Here is an 18062-nt window from a genome sequence, read left to right on the forward strand (position 1 = left end):
AATTTTATATAATAAAATCAGATAATTGCCGCATATCATCAAAGATCACGGAAGCCCCCGCCGCGCGCAGGCGGGCGTCCATCCCCGGCAGGCAATGGCTGCCGCCGACGAAGCCCAGCGCCGTCATCCCGGCCGCCCTGGCGCCGAGGATGCCCGGGACGCTGTCCTCGATCACCACGCAGCGCGACGGCGGCACGCCCATCTGCCGCGCCGCATGAAGAAACAGATCCGGCGCCGGCTTGCCGTGGGCGACCTGCTCGGCAGAAAACAAGTTCGGCGCAAAGCGCCGATACAGGCCGGTGCGGTTCAGTGCGAAAGCGATGCGCTCCAGCGTGCCGCTGGAGGCGACGCAGACCGGCTGCGTGAGCGCGTCGAGCGCGGCGGTGATATGCGGAATCGGTTCAAGGCTCTCGGCGAAGCTGCGCAGGACGTCGGCGACTAACTGGGCTTCGAGGTCGTCGCTGAAGACGCGGCCGAGTTCGGCCTCGATCTCGCGCCGGGCCTCACGGCTGGACCGGCCGAGAAAGCGTTCGGCGACCTGTTCGGTGGTGATCGGATAGCCGTGGCGGGTCAGCGTCTCGGCGTGAACGCGGCAGGAAATCACTTCGCTATCGACCAGGACGCCGTCGCAATCGAAGATAACGAGGTCGGGCCTCATGCGGGTCCGCAAAATATCAGCGCGCGACGCGACAAGGCTGCGCGGCGATGACGCCCCGCAGCCGATCGTTTCGAGATGAAGGGATGGGACCGGCTCAGGTCTTGTCGTCGTCGAGCGGGACGCAATACAGTTCGAGCCGATGGTCGACCAGCCTGTAGCCGAGCTTGCGGGCGATCTCGGCCTGCAGCTTCTCGATCTCTTCGTTGGTGAACTCGATCACTTTGCCGTCGCGCAGATTGATCAGATGATCATGATGGCTGTCGCGCATCTGCTCGTAGCGGGCACGGCCTTCGCGGAAATCGTGCCGCTCGATGATGCCGGCGTCCTCGAACAGCTTGACGGTGCGGTACACGGTCGAGATCGAGATCTTGTCGTCGACGGCGACGCAGCGGGTGTAGAGTTCCTCCACGTCCGGATGATCGACCGCCTCTGCGAGGACCCGTGCAATCACGCGACGCTGTTCCGTCATGCGCATACCGGTGGCGGCGCAGCGGGCTTCGATTTCAGTAGCCTTCAATTCGGACATCGGGCGTCAACGCTTGTTGGAATTGGACGGAGCGACGAGCACTTGTGCCATCGCGCGGAAACTAGGACAAGTCGCGACGCATTATCAATGCGTTCAATTGCTCGCCGTCGGGCTGCCGGTAGTAGCGCTCGCGGCGCCCGACAATTTCGAAACCGGAGCGCTGATAGAGACGCCGCGCCGGCTGGTTGTTTTCCTCGACCTCGAGAAACACTTTGGCGACACCGCGGCCGGCGAGATGACCGAGATGCGTCAGTAACAGCTCTCGCGACAAACCCCGACCCCGGTAACCGGAGGCCACCGCGACGGAGAGTATCTCGGCTTCATCCGCCCCGAATCGGGAGGCGATGAAACCGATGATCCTACGTCCCATACGCAATCGGTGCACCAGCGTGTTGCGCTGGCTCAAAAGGTCGGCGAACTCCTCTTCGCTCCAGCCGCTGTGGAACGACGCGGCGTGGAGCTGCGCCAGCTTCGGGCTGTCGCTCAGCGTCGCGGGTTCGACCAGGGCGTCGGCGTAACCCCAGAATTCGGCCAACCATGTCATCATCGGCTCAGTGTCATGCGGCGGGCTGTTGCGACCGCGCCAGCGCATCGGCCTGCGGCCTGGCGTCCGGCGCGCGCAGATAGAACGGCCGCGCAGGCGCGGTTTCGGGATTCGCGGCGGCGCCGAGCCAGGCGACCCACAGGATATCCGGGGCCGGCTGCTGATCGATCAGCGGCGCCGGCGGAGTCAGCGCCGGCCAGCGCGCGGCGAGCAGCCCCGCCGCATTGCCGACCAGCCGTGGCGCGCCATGGCGGACCGCCTCCAGCGCCTCGGCGATCGGTGCAACGCGCGGCCGCACCAGGCGGGTGCCGTTGCCGCTGACGAGTTGATAGTAGACCTGATCGTGCCGCGCATCGATCGCCGACAGGATCGGCGTGTCGTCGCGCTCGCTGACCAGCGGCGCCGCAAAAGCCGACAAGGTGGTGAGCCCGACCACCGGCTTGCCGGCGGCGAGTGCGATGCCACGCGCCGCTGACAGCCCGACCCGCAGCCCGGTAAAACTACCAGGTCCGGTGGTAACCGCGATGCGATCGAGATCGGCAAAGCCGATTCCGGAGGACTGCATCACGCGGCCGAGCAAAGGCATCAGCGCCTCGGCATGGCCGCGCTGCATCGGCTGCGACTCGCGCGCGAGCAGCCGATTGACATCGGTGTCAAGCACCGCTGCGGCGCAGGCGTCGAGCGCAGTATCGATGGCGAGGATCAACATTTGCCTAGTATATCAGCAATGCGACCGGCGCGTCATGGCCTGGCGGACACGATCGACAGAGATTCGCTGGCAACGTCACGCATGGCGCGATGCACCATGCGGTCCGTCAGGCAGCGCGCGGAGATCAGGTCAGACCGGTCGGACTTCGACCACTTCCGGCACGAAGTGCTTCAGCAGGTTCTGGATGCCGTGCTGCAGCGTCGCTGTCGACGACGGACAGCCCGAACATGCGCCCTTCATGGCCAGATAGACGACGCCGTCCTTGAAGCCGCGGAAGGTGATGTCGCCGCCGTCATTGGCGACCGCGGGGCGCACCCTTGTTTCGATCAGATCCTTGATGATCTCGACCGTCTCGGCGTCGCGCTCGGCGAAGAATTCGTCCTCATCGGTCTCGTCGCCGTCGACCCGTCCGTCCGCCATGATCGGCGCGCCGGACATGTAGTGCTCCATGATCGCGCCGAGGATCGCCGGCTTGAGGTGCTGCCAGTCGCCGGCGCCGTCCTTGGTGACGGTGACGAAATCGCTGCCGTAGAATACCCCGCTGACGCCTTCGACCTCGAACAGCCGTTCGGCCAGAGGCGAGCGCGCCGCCTGCTTGCGGTCGGTGAATTCCATCGTGCCGCTGTCGAGCACGACGCGGCCGGGAATGAACTTCAGGGTGGCGGGATTCGGCGTGGGTTCGGTCTGGATGAACATGCAAGGTCTCCGTCGTCGCCGGTTCAAGGCCGGTGCGTGGGTTGTGTGTAGCAGATGGCGTCGCGGAACGCACGATCAAGCCGATGAGCCAAAAGTGGAACAGGCTTTCAGCCTGAAACAATTCAATTTTTCGAGTTGGCCGGCCGCTCCTTCAGCTCAGCGCGTCGATGTCGTCGTCGGTCAGGCCGGACGCCACCATCACCACCGGAACCGGGAACGAGCCGAGATGGCGGACCATCGCGGTGACGATCGGGCCCGGGCCTTCCGGGCCGTCGCCGGCCGCGAGCACGAGCGTGGTGATGTCGACGTCGCTCTCGATCACCTTGCGGACCTGCGCGATGGTGTCGCCCTCGCGGATCACCCGTTCGGGGGTGATCCCGGCGACGCCGTTGGCGCGGCCGGAGGCGCGGTCGAGCGCCTGCTCGGCGATCTCGATCGCCTCGGCGCGCATCACATCGGCAACCCCGAGCCATTGCTGGTTCTGGTCGAGGATCTCGATCACCCGCAGCATCACCACGCCGCCGCCGACCCGCACCGCCCAGCGGCTGGCATAGTACACCGCGCGATCCCATTCGGCGGTGTCGTCGACGATCACCAGACATTTCGGCCGGTGATCCGGCCGGTAGCTTTGTCGCTGCGTTGACATGAGCCCCCATGATCAAGCGCGCGCCCGCGCGGCGCGTCCATGCTGCCACGGCGGCGCGGCAATGGACAAGCGGCAGCGTCAATGCGCTCAACGACGTACGCCAGCGCACGGCGCAGTCATCCCGAGGCGAGCGCAGCGCGCCTCAAGGATGACGCAGCAAGCCCGGCGAATGCCGCGTTAGCGCTTCCGCACCATGCCCATGATGTCTTTCACGCCCACCATGGTCTCGGCGGCGATCACACGGGCGCGGTCGCTACCCGAAGCCAGCACGCTATCGACATAGCCGTGGTCGGCCGACAGCCGCTTCATCTCGCCGGCGATCGGCGACAGTTTCTCGACCGCGAGATCGACCAGGCTCGATTTGAACGCCGAGAACTGCGCGCCGCCGAATTCGGCGAGCACGTCGGTCTTCGGCTTGCCGGCCAGCGCCGCGTAGATACCGACCAGATTGTCGGCCTCGGGCCGGGTCTCCAGCCCCTTCTCCTCGGACGGCAGCGGCTCCGGATCGGTCTTCGCTTTCCGGATCTTCTGCGCGATCGCGTCGGCGTCGTCGGTGAGGTTGATACGCGAATAGTCGGACGGGTCGGACTTCGACATCTTCTTGGTGCCGTCGCGCAGGCTCATCACCCGCGTCGCGGGGCCGGTGATCACCGGCTCCGGCATCGGGAAGTAACTGTCGCCGAGCCCCTGCGCCGCGATCGACTCCGCGAAGTCGTTGTTGAACTTCTGGGCGATGTCGCGGGTCAGTTCCAGATGCTGCTTCTGGTCCTCGCCGACCGGCACATGGGTGGCGCGGTAGACCAGAATGTCGGACGCCATCAGCACCGGGTAGTCATATAGTCCAATGGAGGCGTTCTCACGGTCCTTGCCGGCCTTCTCCTTGAACTGGGTCATGCGGTTGAGCCAGCCGAGACGGGCGACGCAGTTGAACACCCAGGCGAGTTCGGCGTGCTCGGCGACCTGGCTCTGGTTGAAGATGATGTGCTTGTTCGGGTCGATGCCGGCCGCGATGAACGCCGCGGTGACTTCGCGGGTGTTGCGGCGCAGCTCGTCGGGTCCGCCCCAGACCGTCACCGGAACGGTGATCGCGTGCAGATCGACCACGCAATAGATGCAGTTGTGAGTCTCCTGCAGCTTCACGAAATTCACGATCGCACCGAGGTAGTTGCCGAGATGCAGATTGCCGGTCGGCTGGACCCCGGAGAAAACCCGTTGAGTGGTCATGTTCAGTTCCTGCGCGTGATCGAACGGCGCCGCTCCGATCGCGGAATTCGGCGCGCCGTCCATTGACACGGGCAGGCTAGCCACGCAAGCCGCGCGGCCGCCGCAGCGCCCCCAGCGCCGCGGCCGGGCGCACCACCCCGAACAGGATCAGCAGCGCGGCGTAGATGATCAGGCCGCCGGCGATCAGGACGCCGAGCACGGCGGCCTGCGCCAGCGTCGAGGCCTCGGCGACCAGCGGGAGCACGAAACCGGCCTTCAGCCATAGCAGACCGCCCATCGCGCCGGCCGCAAGCACGATCAGCGCGACGCGGCGGCGCGCGGCCGGATCGATCGCGACGCCGAAGCGGGCGAGGCCACGCCCGAGCAGCAGGGCAGCATTGCTCCAGGCGCCGAGCGCGATCGCGGCGGCGACGCCGCTTGCGCCATACAGCCGCCCGAGCAGCAGCGCGGCGGCGAGCGCGACGCCGAGCGCGACAAGCGTGGCGAACAGCGGCGTGCTGGTGTCCTCGCGGGCGAAGAACGCCGCCGACCAGGTCTTGGCGAGCACCTGCGCCGGCAGGCCGAGCGCCAGCAGCCCCAGCGCCAGCGCGGTCGCCGCGGTGTCGGAGGCCGTGAACGCGCCATGCTCGAACAGCACGCGCACGATCGGCTCGCGCAGCACGATCAGCCCGAGCATCGCCGGCAGCGCCACGCCGATCGCAAGCTCGAGCCCGCGCGAAGCCGCGTCCGACAACGCGGCGCGATCGTTGCCGCGCACCGCGCGCGCCAGTTCCGGCACCAGCACAGCGCCCATCGCCACGCCGACAATGCCGAGCGGCAGCTCGATCAGCCGGTTGGCGAAATACAGCCACGACACCGCAGACGGTTTCGACGACGCCACGATCGCGCCGACCACGATCAAGAGCTGCGGCCCGGAATTGGCGATCATGCCGGGGATCGCCTTGGCGAAGAACGCCCGCATCGACGGATCGAACGACGCTCGCAACGGCGTCGCCAGCCGTTCGCCGCGGCCGTTGAAGACAACAATACCGAGCTGCATCAGTCCGGCGACGCCGATGGTGGCGGACAGGATCAGCGCGGCCTGGGTGTCATTGGCGTGCCAGAGTAACAGCGCCGCGGTGACGACGATCAGCGCGACGTTGAACAGCAGCGGCGAGAACGCGGTCAGGCCGACTTTGCCCTGCGCGTTGAACAGCCCCATCATCACCGCGACCGGACCGGCGAACGCCAGATAAGGCAGCATCAGCCGCGCATCGCGCGTCGCCATCAGCAGCGTCGGATGGCCGACGAAACCCGGCGCCAGCAGCGCGATCAGCAGCGGCATGAACACGCCGAGCAACAGCGCCAGCAGCAGCGTCGCCAGCGCCACGGTGCCGAGCAGCCTTCCGGCATAGGCCGCAGCCGCCACCGCGCCATTGTGCTCGCGCACCCGCAACCACGCCGGCACCAGCGCCGCATTGAGCGCGCCTTCGGTGAGCAGCCGCCGCGCCACATTGACGAGCTGAAACGCCAGCAGGAATGCGTCGGCGACGACGCCCGCGCCGAGCAGCGCCGCGACCAGCGCATCGCGAACGAATCCCAACAGGCGCGACGACAGCGTTCCGGCGGAGACGGTGAGGATGGGACGGATCATGCGAAGCTTATAGCTTGATTGGCGCGCGCGGGGGCTTTGTCCGGCCTGGTCTCGTGGTTGATTGTAAAGGCGGTGGTCATGTTGGCCGGCGAAGCCTCCAACGCCCACCGTCATGGCCGGGCTCGACCATCTGGGAATGTCCCGCGCTTGCCGCCTCAGGGCCGAACGTGATAGGCCGGCGCGCCTTCGCGCAGCCGGCGATGCACCGGTTTTGTCCCGCAATATTGCGGATTCCCCGTCCCTCGCCGCAACGGAATCGATCTCGATGAGCTCAGCCCAATACGACGTCCTCGGCATCGGCAATGCGATCTTCGACGTGCTGGTGCGCACCGAGGACGACTTCCTGGTCCGTCACGGCATGGCCAAAGGCGGCATGGCGCTGATCGACGAGGCCCGCGCCGCGGCGATCTACGCCGACATGGGGATGGCCACCGAGATTTCCGGCGGCTCCGCCGCCAACACCATCGTCGGCCTCGCCTCGTTCGGCGCGCGCGCCGTCTATGTCGGCAAGGTCAAGGACGACCAGATCGGCAAGCTCTACAGTCACGACATCCGCGCCGCCGGCGTGACGTTCGACACCAGGCCGGCGTCGGACGGCCCCGCCACCGGCTGCTCCTACATTCTGGTGACGCCGGACGGCGAGCGCACCATGAACACCTATCTCGGCGCGGCGCAGGATCTGGGACCGGCCGACATCGACGAAGCGCAGATCGCGGCGGCGGCGATTACCTATCTGGAAGGCTATCTGTGGGACCCGCCGCAGGCCAAGGAGGCCTTCCTCAAGGCGTCGAAGATCGCGCACGGCGCCGGCCGCAAGGTGGCGCTGACGCTGTCGGATTCGTTCTGCGTCGACCGCTATCGCGGCGAATTCATCGAACTGATGCGCTCCCGCACCGTCGACCTGATCTTCGCCAACGAGTCCGAGCTGCACTCGCTGTATCAGACTTCGGATTTCGACACTGCGCTGAAGCAGCTCGCGCTGGATGTTCCGCTCGGCGTCGTCACCCGCAGCGAGAAAGGCTGCGCGGTGGTCGAGGAAAACAACATCACGCTGGTGCCGGCGGCGAAGATCGACACGCTGGTCGACACCACCGGCGCGGGCGATCTGTTCGCCGCGGGCTTCCTGTTCGGACTGGTCCGTAACGCCGGCTACGAGAACGCCGGCCGGCTCGCCGCGCTGGCCGCCGCCGAAGTGATCCAGCACATCGGCGCCCGGCCGCAGGTGTCGCTGAAGGAGCTGGCGCAGCAGCACGGGCTGCCGGTGTAAGCAACAACTCTCCCCCGAGTCGTTCCGGGGCGCGGGCGCAAGCTCGCGACCCCGGACTCTCTCTCCGCAGAACAGTTCGGGATTCCGTGTTCGCGCTTCGCGCGCCCCGGAATGACGTCGAAACTCTTTACGACGTGCGAAGACAGATCACGCCGTCTTCGCCGCCACCAGCCCGAGCTTGGACTCGACCTTCTCGCGCATCACGAATTTCTGGATCTTGCCGGTCACCGTCATCGGAAACTCGTCGACGAATTCGATGTAGCGCGGGATCTTGTTGTGGGCGATCTGGCCCTGACAAAAGGCGCGGATTTCGTCGGCAGTGAGCTTTTCGCCGGATCGGACGCGGACCCAGGCGCATAGTTCCTCGCCGTAGCGATGATCGGCGACGCCGAAAATCTGGACGTCCTGGATCTTGGGGTGGCGATACAGGAATTCCTCGATCTCGCGCGGATACAGATTTTCGCCGCCGCGGATCACCATGTCCTTGATGCGGCCGACGATGTTGCAGAAGCCTTCGTCGTCGATCACCGCGAGATCGCCGGTGTGCATCCAGCCGGTGCGGTCGAGCACATCGGCGGTCTTTTCCGCCTCGTCCCAATAGCCGAGCATGATGCTGTAGCCGCGGGTGCAGAGTTCGCCGCGCTGCCCGCGCGGCACGATCCGGCCTTCGAGATCGACCACCTTGACCTCGACATGCGGATGGATGCGGCCGACCGTCGAGACCCGCCGCTGTTCCGGATCGTCGACCGCGCTCTGGAAGCTGACCGGGCTGGTTTCGGTCATCCCATAGGCGATCGTGACCTCGCGCATGTTCATCTGGTCGTTGACGCGACGCATCACCTCGACCGGGCACGGCGCGCCCGCCATGATGCCGGTGCGCAGCGACGACAGGTCGAAACTCGCGAACTCCGGATGGTCGAGCTCGGCGATGAACATCGTCGGCACGCCGTACAGCGCCGTACATTTCTCCCGGGACGCGGTCTGCAGCGTAGCGAGCGGATCGAAGCCCTCGCCCGGATACACCATGGTGGCGCCGCTGGTGACCGCGGCGAGATTGCCCATCACCATGCCGAAGCAGTGATACAGCGGCACCGGAATGCAGATCCGGTCCTGCTCGGTGAGCTTCATCGCGCGGCCGACGAAGTAACCGTTGTTGAGGATGTTGTGATGCGTCAGCGTCACGCCCTTGGGCGAGCCGGTGGTGCCGCTGGTGAACTGAATGTTGACCGCGTCGTCGAATTGCAGCCTGTCGGCGAGCGCGGCAAGCGCCTCGCGATGGCGCGCACCGCCCATCTGCGCGAGGTCGTCGAAGGCGACGGCGCCGGGGCATGTCGGGCCGCCGATCTGAATCACCGCGCGCAGATGCGGCAGCTTCGCCGATTGCAGCGCGCCGGGCTGCGATTGCGACAGCTCGGGGATCAGCGTGTTCAGCATCTCCATATAGGCGGAGGTCTTGAAGGCCGTGGCGGTGACCAGCGCCGCGCAGCCGACCTTGGCAAGCGCGAATTCAAGCTCGCTCAGCCGATAGGCCGGATTGATGGTCACGAGGATCAGCCCGGCCTTGGCGGCGGCGAATTGCGTCAGCGTCCATTCCGGCCGGTTCATCGACCAGATGCCGATGCGGGCGCCGCGCTCGAGCCCGAGGGCGAGGAAGCCCGCGGCCAGCGCATCGACGCACTCGGCGAATTCGCGCCAGGTCCAGCGGGTGTCGTGGCTCGGCGACACCAGCGCCTCGCGATCCGGCCACCGCTGCGCCGCGAGATCGAGCGCCTGCCCGATGGTGATGCCGAGAAGCGGCGCGTCGGAAACGCCGCACACATAGCTCGGAGCTTTGTCGGTCACGTCCTTGGTCCCTCGCCCTTCACCGGACCTGATCGGCCGGCTCATTTGTCTTGGTCGAAACGCGATATCAAAACGATCGTCGCGCCGCCGGCGGAGCTTGTCGAGCCCCGCCGGCGGCTTCTACGACGAAGGTCATGCCGCCTTTTTGCCGGCGTCGAGGCCGGCATAGACGCCGCGCTCGAAGCCGGCGAAGGCTTCGAGGCATTTACCGTCGGCGAACGGCAGCACCTGCATCAGGATCACGCCGCAGACGTCACGCGTGGGATCAATCCAGTAATAGGTATTGGCGAGACCGGCCCAGGCCAGGCTGCCGGCGCTGCGGCCTTCCGGCGTCGTCGCGGTATTGATCAGGAAGCTCAGCCCCCATTTCTTGTCCATGCCGGGATAGAGGTCGACGTCGTTGGTGGCGAACGGGATTACCGAATTCAGCCTGGTGACGTTGAGATCGCCGATGTGATTCTGGCCCATCAACGCCACGGTCTCCGGCTTCAGCACCTGGTTGCCGTTGCCGCGCCCCTTGTTCAAAATCATCCGGGTGAATTTGAGGTAGTCGGCAGCGGTGCCGTATAGCCCGCCGCCGCCCATGATGAATTCGGGCTCCTGTTCGACTTCAAACTCAATCGGCGCCAGCGTTCCGTCCGCGCCACGCGAATGGACCGCGACCAGCCGCTCGCGCTGCGCGTCAGTGATCCGGAAACCGGTATCGCTCATACCCAGCGGAGCCAGGATATGGTCGCGCAAATAGGCGTCGAGCCGCTCGCCGCTCGCCGCCTCGACCACCCGGCCGACGAAATCGATGCTGATGCCGTATTCCCAGCGCGCGCCGGGGTCTGACATGATCGGCACCTTCAGCGCCGCTTCGCGGCAGCGCAGCACGCCGGGGATGTCGTACCGCTCCATGTACTTCACCATATCGCCGTTCCACATGTCGTAGCAGAAGCCGGCGGTATGGGTGAGCAGTTGCCGCAGCGTAATCGGGGCGTTCGCCGGCCGTGTGATCGGGTTGCCGCTGGCATCGAAGCCATCCAGCACCAGCGGCTCGGCGAGGTCGGGCAGCACTTTGCCGATCGGTTCGTCCAGCGAGAGCTTGCCCTGCTCGACCAGTTGCATCGCCGCTGCTGAGGTGATCGCCTTCGTCATCGACGCGATCCAGAACACGCTGTCGGTCGTCATCGGCTGCGGTTTCGACAGATCGCGTTTGCCGAACGCGCCTTCGTACAACACCTCCGTAGAACTGCCCGCCACCGCAACTACGCCGGGGATGTCCCCGCGCTCGCAACTCTGTTGCAACAACTGGTCGATGTTCGCTCTGCTTTGCACGTCTGACTTCCCGGTTTGTTATCGAAGCTGGCATTGTTCCGCCGGGGAACGGGGCAAGCAAGGCGATAGATCGCTAGCGCGACAAAGTCGCGCATCTTGAAAGACAACGCCGCGTCGCGTGTTGCGGCGATTCAACGGAGGGAACGAAAGCAGGGGGAGAGTCGTTCAAACTGCGGCCGCAGTCACCATGAGATCCGTTCTCAAAGCCGACTGTTGCCGAGAGCGCGTTGAACGGCGCGACGGACCGGCGGCGGAGAGCGAACGAGATGATCCCATCCTGGAGCGCGTGGAAGCGCTACCCCCAAGCCGGTCGCGGCAACATCGAGGCGCCGATCAGCCCCGGAGTCTACGAGATCCGCAACGCCAATGACGGCTCGCTGGTCGGCTTCGAGGCCGTCGACAATCTGGCGATGGCGCTGGCGCGGCTGCAGGTCGGGCCGAAGCGGCTCGGCGGATGGTTCGGACGACGCGCGCCGGCGGCGGCGCCCGAGCTCGAGTACCGCGTCTGCGCCACCACCACGCGCGCCCACGCTCGCGCCGCGGCCGAGCACATGATCAATCGTCGCGAGACCTGGTTCAGCCGCGCCGCCTGAGCACCCCGCATTGCGAAAACAATTCGCGACGTCCTGCGCCGATCGCCTCACACGTCGATGTGACGATGCGCGGTCGGTGCGAAGCGCGTGAGATGCCCCTATACTTCCTCCGAAGCCGGGACCTGATCTGCTAAGGCCCCCGCGCGCGCCCGAGATCAAACTCCGGAGAAGGTGATCCAATGTCCCCGACCACTGCCGCCCGCAAATCCGATGCCGCCTCCTCGCTGCGCGACCGTCTGAAAGACCCGTCGCTGCTGCGCGAACAGTGCTTCATCGATGGCGCCTGGATCGGCGCGGGCGCCACCGTGGTGACCAATCCGGCCAATGGGCAGGAACTCGGCAAGGTGCCGAAGATGGGGGCGGATGAGACGACGCAGGCGGTCGAGGCGGCCGCGCGCGCGTTTCCGGCCTGGGCCAAGCTCACCGCCAAGCAGCGCTCCAACATTCTGCGCAAATGGTTCGAGCTGATCGTCGCCCATCGCGAGGACCTGGCGCTGATCCTGACCTCCGAACAGGGCAAGCCGCTGGCCGAAGCGCTCGGCGAGGTCGACATCGGCGCGGCCTATGTCGAGTTCTTCGCCGAGGAAGCGCGCCGGGTCTATGGTGAGACCATCCCGACGCAACGCGCGGACGCAAGGCTGATCGCGATCAAGCAGCCGATCGGGGTCTGCGGCGCGATCACGCCATGGAACTTCCCGAATTCGATGATCACCCGCAAAGTGTCGCCGGCGCTGGCCGCCGGCTGCCCGGTGGTGCTGAAGCCCGCCAACGAAACCCCGTTCAGCGCGCTGGCGCTGGCGGCGTTGGCCGAAAAGGCCGGCGTGCCGAAAGGCGTGTTCAGTGTCGTCACCGGCCATGCGTCGGCGATCGGCAAGGTGTTGTGCGAGCATCCGGCGGTGCGCTTCGTCGGCTTCACCGGCTCCACCGAAGTCGGCAAGATCCTGTACCAGCAGGCCGCCGTCGGGGTGAAGAAGCTCGGTCTCGAACTCGGCGGTAACGCGCCGTTCATCGTGTTCGACGATGCCGACATCGACGCCGCGGTAGAAGGCGCGATGGTCTCGAAATATCGCAACATGGGCCAGACCTGCGTCTGCGCCAACCGCATCTACGTCCAGGACAGCGTCTATGATGCGTTCGTCGACAAGCTCGCCGCGAAGGTCTCGGCGATGAAGATCGGCGACGGCGCCGAACCGGGCGTGACGCAGGGCCCGCTGATCAACGAAGCCGCGGTCGAGAAGACCGAGAACCATATCGCGGACGCGGTGGCGCACGGCGCCAAGGTGATCGTCGGCGGCAAGCGCCACGCGCTCGGCGGCACCTTCTTCGAACCGACCGTGCTGGCGAATGTGCGGCCGGATGCGCTGGTGGCGCATGAGGAGACGTTCGGCCCGTTGGCGCCGGTGTTCCGCTTCAAGGACGAAGCCGAAGTCATCCGGCTCGCCAACAACTCGCCGTTCGGTCTGGCGAGCTACTTCTACGCCCGCGACATCGGCCGGGTGTGGCGCGTCGCCGAAGCGCTGGAGAGCGGCATGGTCGGCGTCAATTCCGGCCTGATCACCACCGAAGTCGCCCCGTTCGGCGGCGTCAAGGAAAGTGGCCTCGGCCGCGAAGGCTCGCATCACGGCATGGAAGAATATGTCGAGATCAAATACGTGATGATGGCGGGGATCTAAGCGAGCCGACGCTTGTTCGACCGTCATCCTGAGATGCGCGCTCTTGCGCGCCTCGAAGGATGGCGTGTTCTCTTCACACGAACCGGTAACCACTTCGCCCGAAAACGCCATCACCGTGTGAGGACTAGTCGCGCGCGGTATCTGCGCGCCCTCAAGCCGCCCCTACTGCCGCAGCATGATCAGCGGATCGGCGGTGTCGGGGGTCTTGCGCCATTGCGCGTTGTCGTCGGCTTCGAACCGCCAGATTTCGCCGGTGGGCGCGGTCAGCAGCAGCGCGCCGCGCTCCAGCCGCCACGTCGTCGGCCCGAAGCCGGCGACCGGCGGCTCGCAGCGCGGCTTGAGAAAGGCCTGGAAATTGTCCGGCGTCGACGCCTCGTTGTTGGTCAGCGTCAGGCTGCAGATCGGGCGGCCGCTGCCGCGGACCATCGACCAGTCGCCGATCATCTGCTCCATCGATTTGGCGAGCGAGCGGGCTGCTGCGAGGTTCTGCAGGATATAGACGCCTTCATTGGCGCGCAGACCTTCGAAGATGCCGCTCTCGACCTCGGTGAAGTCGATCACCGGGTCGCCCGCCGCGGTTTCCAGGCGGACAATGTCGAGGCCCTTCACGGTCCAGGCGGCGATGTCCCTGGTGAACGGCAACGCGGCGGCGCAGCCGGGCTCGAGTTCGAGCTTCATGCCGCGCGGCGCCGCGTCGGGCTTCAGTGTCACCACGCAGGTCTTGCTGCGCTCGGTGGTCGACAGCTCCCACTGCCCGACCATGTCCTTCTTCAGCGTCGCGGAATCCTGGGCGTGCGCCGGCGCGGCCGTCAGCAGCAATCCTAGCGCGAGCCCGACCGCGCGCATCATCTCAGCGCCCCCTCACCGGCGTTTCAGGGATCGGCGTGAGCGGCGGCTTGCCGTCGAACCACGCCTTGATGTTGTCGACCACGAGCTGATCCATCGCATTGCGCGTCACCACCGAGGCCGAGCCGATATGCGGCAGCAGGATCACGTTCTGCATCATGCGCAACTCGTCCGGCACGTTGGGCTCGTCGGCGAACACGTCGAGGCCGGCGGCCAGAATCGCGCCCGATTTGAGCGCCGCGATCAGCGCCGGTTCGTCGACCACCGAACCGCGCGCGACGTTGATCAGCACGCCGCGCGGACCCAGCGCCTGCAGCACCTCGGCGTTGATCAGCCTGGCGGTCGACGCGCCTCCCGGGATGATCACGATCAGCGTGTCGACGTCCTTCGCCATCGCGATCAGGTCGGGATAGTGCTGATAGCTCACCCCGGCCGCCGGATTGCGCGCGTGGTACACCACCGGCACCCGCGAGGCGTCGAGCCGCCTCGCGATCGCCTGACCGATCCGGCCCATGCCGATCAGTCCGACCTTGCGATCGCGCAGCGAGCCGACGCTGAGCGGATAGGGCTGGGTCAGCCACGATCCGGAGCGGACATATTTGTCGGCGCGGACGAATTCGCGCAGCGTCGCGATCAGCAGGCCGAGCGCGGTGTCGGCCACTTCTTCGGTCAGAACGTCGGGGGTGTTGGTGACGACGACGTCGTGCTCTGCCGCCCAGCCGGAATCGATGTGGTCGTAGCCGACGCCGAACGAGGACACGATCTCGAGTTTCGGATAGCGCGCCAGCACCGACGAGTTGGTCGGCACCAGGCCGGTGACCGCGACGCCGCGGATGCGCGCCCGGATGTCGTCGGTCAGCCGGTCGAGATCGCCCGGCTGCTCGCATTTGTGCAGCCCATATTGCTCGGGAAAGCCATCATTGATGACCGGCTTGCTCGGCCCGTAGATCAACAGATCGATCTTGTCGGTCGCCCCTGCTTCCCCCGCCATCAATTGTCCTTTCCCAGCGCGCTTTCATGCCAGCGCCGCAGCAACAGATGCGAGACCAGCGCGAGCAGCAGATAAATGACAATGCCCGCCGCCGAGAGCAACAGCAATGCCGCGAACATGCGGGGAATGTTGAGCCGGTAGCCGGATTCCGCAATCCGGTAGGCGAGGCCGGAGCCGGCGCCCGCGGAGCCGGCGGCGATCTCCGCCACCACCGCGCCGATCAGCGACAGCCCGCCCGCAATGCGCAGGCCGCCGAGAATGTAGGGCAACGCCGCCGGCAATTTCAGCCGCAGCAGCGTCTGCAACGGCGACGCGCCATACAGCCGGAACAGACCGGCGAGGTTGCGATCGACCGAGTTGAGCCCGAGCGTGGTGTTGGCGAGCACCGGAAAGAACGCCACGATCCAGGCGCAGACCACCACCGCGGTTTCCTGCGGCAGATAGATCAGCAGCAGTGGCGCGATCGCGATCACCGGCGTCACCTGCAGCACCACCGCATAAGGGAACAGCGAGTATTCCACCCATCGCGACTGGTTGAACAGCAGCGCCAGCGCGACGCCGCCGAAGGCTGCGGCGAGGAAACCTTTCAGCGTGGTCCACAGCGTGGCCAGCAGCGAGACCGACAGGATCGGCCAATCCGCGACCAGCGTCTGCCAGACCAGACCCGGACCCGGCAGCACGTAAGGCGGAATCTGGTTGATCCGCACCACCAGATCCCAGACCGCGACGCCGGCGGCGAGGACCACGAATGGCAGCAATACCCGCAACCAGCTCGCCGCGCTGATGCGCGGCGGCCGCGGCCCGGTCGGCGCGCGGCCGCTCATGCGCGGACCTGCGCCGCGCTGGCGTCGGCCAGCGCGCGGGAGACGTCGCGGCATTGCGCGGCATAGCCGGTCGAGGTGCGGAACTCGGCGCCGCGCGGCTCGGGCGCCTCGATCCGGAATTCCGCCGCGATCCTTCCCGGCCGCGGCGACATCACCACGACGCGTTGCGACAGATACACCGACTCGAACACCGAATGGGTGACGAACAGGATGGTCTTGCCGAGGTCGCGCCACAGCGCCAGGAGATCGTCGTTGAGCCGGAAGCGGGTGATCTCGTCGAGCGCGGCGAACGGCTCGTCCATCAGCAGGATGTCCGGATCGGTCACCAGCGCGCGCGCCAGCGACACCCGCATCTTCATACCGCCGGAGAGTTCGCGCGGATAGGCCTCGGCGAAATCCGAGAGCTCGACCCGCGCCAGCGCGGCGTCGACGTGACGCGCGATCTCGGCGGCAGGCGCATGTGCGATCTTGAGCGGCAGGCCGACATTGGCGCGGACGCTGCTCCACGGCATCAGCGTCGGCTCCTGAAACACGAAACCGATCGCGTGCCCGCCGGGTCGCCGCGTCGCCTCACCGGCGACCCGCACGCTGCCGGACGACGGCCTCGCCAGCCCAGCGATCAGCCGCAGCGCTGTCGACTTGCCGCAGCCGGAGGACCCGAGCAGCGAGACGAATTCGCCCCGGCCGATGTCGAGATCGATCGGTCCCAGCGCTTCGACACCGCCGCGATAGACCTTGGTCGCCGCATGCAGGCGGATCGCGCAAGCTGCGGCCGGGCCGTCGAGATCGGGCGACGAGGACAGGGCCATGCCGCCGGCGCTACCTGCTCGGCCGCAGATCGACGCCGACGCCCTTGTTGGTGAATTGCAGCGTATAGGCCTGGCGGAAATCGAGATCGCGCTTCACCACGCCGGCGCGCGACATCTTGTCGAAGAAGCTGGCGTAGCGCTCGTCGCTCATCGCGCCGATGCCGTTGCGCAGCGTGTCGCCGGAATCGACAATGCCGTACTCCTTCATCTTGGCGACCGAATAGGCCAGCATCTCGTCGGTCATCTCCGGATTGAGCGACTTGATCAGCGCGTTGCCGGCGGCGTTGTCGCCGTACAGATAGTTGTACCAGCCGATCATCGAGGCGTCGACGAAGCGCTGGATCATGTCGGGGTTCTTGTCGATCAGGTCGCGCCGGGTCTCGATCAGCGTCGAGTAACCGTCGAGGCCGTAATCGGCGAGCAGCAGCACGCTCGGCTTGAACTTCGCTTTCTGCTCGATCACGAACGGCTCGGAAGTGACATAGCCCTGCATCGCGGCGTTGCGATCGACGATGAAGGGCTGCGGGTTCGAGGTGTAGGGCTTCACCTTGGCTTCGTTGAAGCCGTATTCGGATTTCAGCCACTGGAAGTAGCTGGCGATGCCTTCCTTGGAGACAAACAGCGTCAGACGTTTCAGGTCGTCGAGCTGTCCGACCTTGGATTCCGGATGCGTCAGGAACACCTGCGGATCCTTCTGGAACACCGCGGCGATCGCCACCACCGGTACGTTGTTGGCGACGGCGTCGAACGATTGCAGCGTGTTCGCGGTCATGAAGAAGTCGAGCTTGCCGGCGAGCAGCAAGGCGCGATTGTTGACGTTGGGTCCGCCCGGCACGATCGTCACGTTGAGGCCGTAGGTCTTGTAGGTGCCGTCGGCGACCGCCTGGAAGAACCCGCCATGCTCGCCCTCGGCGACCCAATTGGTGCCGAACGACACCTTATCGAAGCCGCCTTCCGGCACTTTGCGGACCGGCTGCACCACCGGCGGGGGGGGGCTTCTTCGGCGGCGGCGGCGGCGCAGGCTTTTCCACCGGCTTTTCCGGAGCCGGCGGCGGCGAAGCGTGGACCGGCACGGCCAGCAGAGCTACGGCGACGGCCCCGGTTAACGCTCGCAGCAGGAAGGCGGGGGTCATGATTGGACTCCGTCGTTCGTTTTGGCCCATGATGGGAGCAGCGAGGCGGCGCAGGTTCGTCCGGTCGAGGATTGATAGCGAAACAATGCGGGCATTTGAACCTTTGATGCGGGCGGCTGCCGCCCCCC

At 66.3% G+C, this 18062-nt stretch carries 18 protein-coding genes; 3 read left to right on the plus strand and 15 right to left on the minus strand.

Annotated elements, in window-relative coordinates; translation table 11 throughout:
- Positions 1–4 precede the first annotated feature (4 nt).
- From BMY71_RS02990 to murJ, 8 genes are all read right to left on the minus strand, one after another.
- A complete protein-coding gene (locus tag BMY71_RS02990; protein WP_092681740.1) occupies positions 5–658 on the minus strand; it encodes an HAD family hydrolase in 654 nt (217 codons plus the stop codon).
- Between the two features lie 94 nt (positions 659–752).
- On the minus strand, positions 753–1184 hold the full coding sequence (locus tag BMY71_RS02995; RefSeq protein WP_011500674.1) for a Fur family transcriptional regulator: 432 nt from the start codon (positions 1182–1184) through the stop codon (positions 753–755).
- A gap of 61 nt (positions 1185–1245) precedes the next feature.
- Positions 1246–1731 (minus strand): ribosomal protein S18-alanine N-acetyltransferase, encoded by a 486-nt coding sequence (gene rimI, locus BMY71_RS03000; protein WP_011500675.1) that lies wholly within the window; start codon positions 1729–1731, stop codon positions 1246–1248.
- A gap of 10 nt (positions 1732–1741) precedes the next feature.
- Positions 1742–2437: a tRNA (adenosine(37)-N6)-threonylcarbamoyltransferase complex dimerization subunit type 1 TsaB gene (gene tsaB, locus BMY71_RS03005; protein ID WP_011500676.1), complete on the minus strand. Its 696-nt coding sequence runs from the start codon at positions 2435–2437 to the stop codon at positions 1742–1744.
- 129 nt (positions 2438–2566) lie between these two features.
- Positions 2567–3133, minus strand: a complete 567-nt coding sequence (locus tag BMY71_RS03010; RefSeq protein WP_011500677.1) for a NifU family protein — start codon at positions 3131–3133, stop codon at positions 2567–2569.
- A gap of 151 nt (positions 3134–3284) precedes the next feature.
- A complete protein-coding gene (locus BMY71_RS03015) occupies positions 3285–3779 on the minus strand; it encodes a universal stress protein (protein WP_011500678.1) in 495 nt (164 codons plus the stop codon).
- A 177-nt stretch (positions 3780–3956) separates the two neighbouring features.
- Positions 3957–5003 (minus strand): tryptophan--tRNA ligase, encoded by a 1047-nt coding sequence (gene trpS, locus BMY71_RS03020; RefSeq protein WP_011500679.1) that lies wholly within the window; start codon positions 5001–5003, stop codon positions 3957–3959.
- Between the two features lie 76 nt (positions 5004–5079).
- Positions 5080–6636 (minus strand): murein biosynthesis integral membrane protein MurJ, encoded by a 1557-nt coding sequence (murJ, locus tag BMY71_RS03025; protein ID WP_092681584.1) that lies wholly within the window; start codon positions 6634–6636, stop codon positions 5080–5082.
- Positions 6637–6901: 265 nt separating this feature from the next.
- Here murJ and BMY71_RS03030 point away from each other — a divergent pair, with 265 nt between their 5' ends.
- Positions 6902–7903 carry an adenosine kinase gene (locus tag BMY71_RS03030; RefSeq protein ID WP_011500681.1) on the plus strand — a complete coding sequence of 334 codons (1002 nt, stop codon included), beginning with the start codon at positions 6902–6904 and terminating at the stop codon, positions 7901–7903.
- A gap of 147 nt (positions 7904–8050) precedes the next feature.
- Here the strand turns inward: BMY71_RS03030 and BMY71_RS03035 are convergent, their stop codons facing one another.
- Positions 8051–9745, minus strand: coding sequence for an AMP-binding protein (locus BMY71_RS03035; protein ID WP_092681742.1), 1695 nt, complete (start codon positions 9743–9745; stop codon positions 8051–8053).
- 132 nt (positions 9746–9877) lie between these two features.
- Positions 9878–11065: a serine hydrolase domain-containing protein gene (locus BMY71_RS03040; protein ID WP_092681586.1), complete on the minus strand. Its 1188-nt coding sequence runs from the start codon at positions 11063–11065 to the stop codon at positions 9878–9880.
- 266 nt (positions 11066–11331) lie between these two features.
- Here BMY71_RS03040 and BMY71_RS03045 point away from each other — a divergent pair, with 266 nt between their 5' ends.
- Together BMY71_RS03045 and BMY71_RS03050 are read left to right on the plus strand one after the other, a co-directional pair.
- Positions 11332–11658, plus strand: a complete 327-nt coding sequence (locus BMY71_RS03045; protein WP_011500684.1) for a hypothetical protein — start codon at positions 11332–11334, stop codon at positions 11656–11658.
- 179 nt (positions 11659–11837) lie between these two features.
- Positions 11838–13331, plus strand: coding sequence for an NAD-dependent succinate-semialdehyde dehydrogenase (locus tag BMY71_RS03050; RefSeq protein WP_092681588.1), 1494 nt, complete (start codon positions 11838–11840; stop codon positions 13329–13331).
- Positions 13332–13493: 162 nt separating this feature from the next.
- On the opposite strand, the gene BMY71_RS03055 is transcribed toward BMY71_RS03050, so the two are convergent.
- The 5 genes from BMY71_RS03055 to BMY71_RS03075 are packed head-to-tail and all read right to left on the minus strand — an operon-like array spanning position 13494 to position 17783.
- A complete protein-coding gene (locus BMY71_RS03055) occupies positions 13494–14180 on the minus strand; it encodes an AprI/Inh family metalloprotease inhibitor (protein WP_092681590.1) in 687 nt (228 codons plus the stop codon).
- Between the two features lies 1 nt (position 14181).
- Entirely contained in the window at positions 14182–15168 is a 987-nt protein-coding gene (locus BMY71_RS03060; protein ID WP_092681592.1) for a 2-hydroxyacid dehydrogenase, read from the minus strand.
- Positions 15168–15992: an ABC transporter permease gene (locus BMY71_RS03065; protein WP_092681594.1), complete on the minus strand. Its 825-nt coding sequence runs from the start codon at positions 15990–15992 to the stop codon at positions 15168–15170. The genes BMY71_RS03060 and BMY71_RS03065 overlap by 1 nt, the downstream gene beginning before the upstream one ends.
- Entirely contained in the window at positions 15989–16801 is an 813-nt protein-coding gene (locus BMY71_RS03070) for an ABC transporter ATP-binding protein (RefSeq protein ID WP_092681596.1), read from the minus strand. The genes BMY71_RS03065 and BMY71_RS03070 overlap by 4 nt, the downstream gene beginning before the upstream one ends.
- 10 nt (positions 16802–16811) lie before the next feature.
- Complete coding sequence (locus BMY71_RS03075; protein ID WP_244525960.1) at positions 16812–17783, minus strand: ABC transporter substrate-binding protein; 972 nt, start codon at positions 17781–17783, stop codon at positions 16812–16814.
- Between the last annotated feature and the right edge of the window lie 279 nt (positions 17784–18062).

Origin of the sequence: Rhodopseudomonas pseudopalustris, from assembly GCF_900110435.1 — a bacterium.
Lineage (GTDB): Bacteria > Pseudomonadota > Alphaproteobacteria > Rhizobiales > Xanthobacteraceae > Rhodopseudomonas > Rhodopseudomonas pseudopalustris.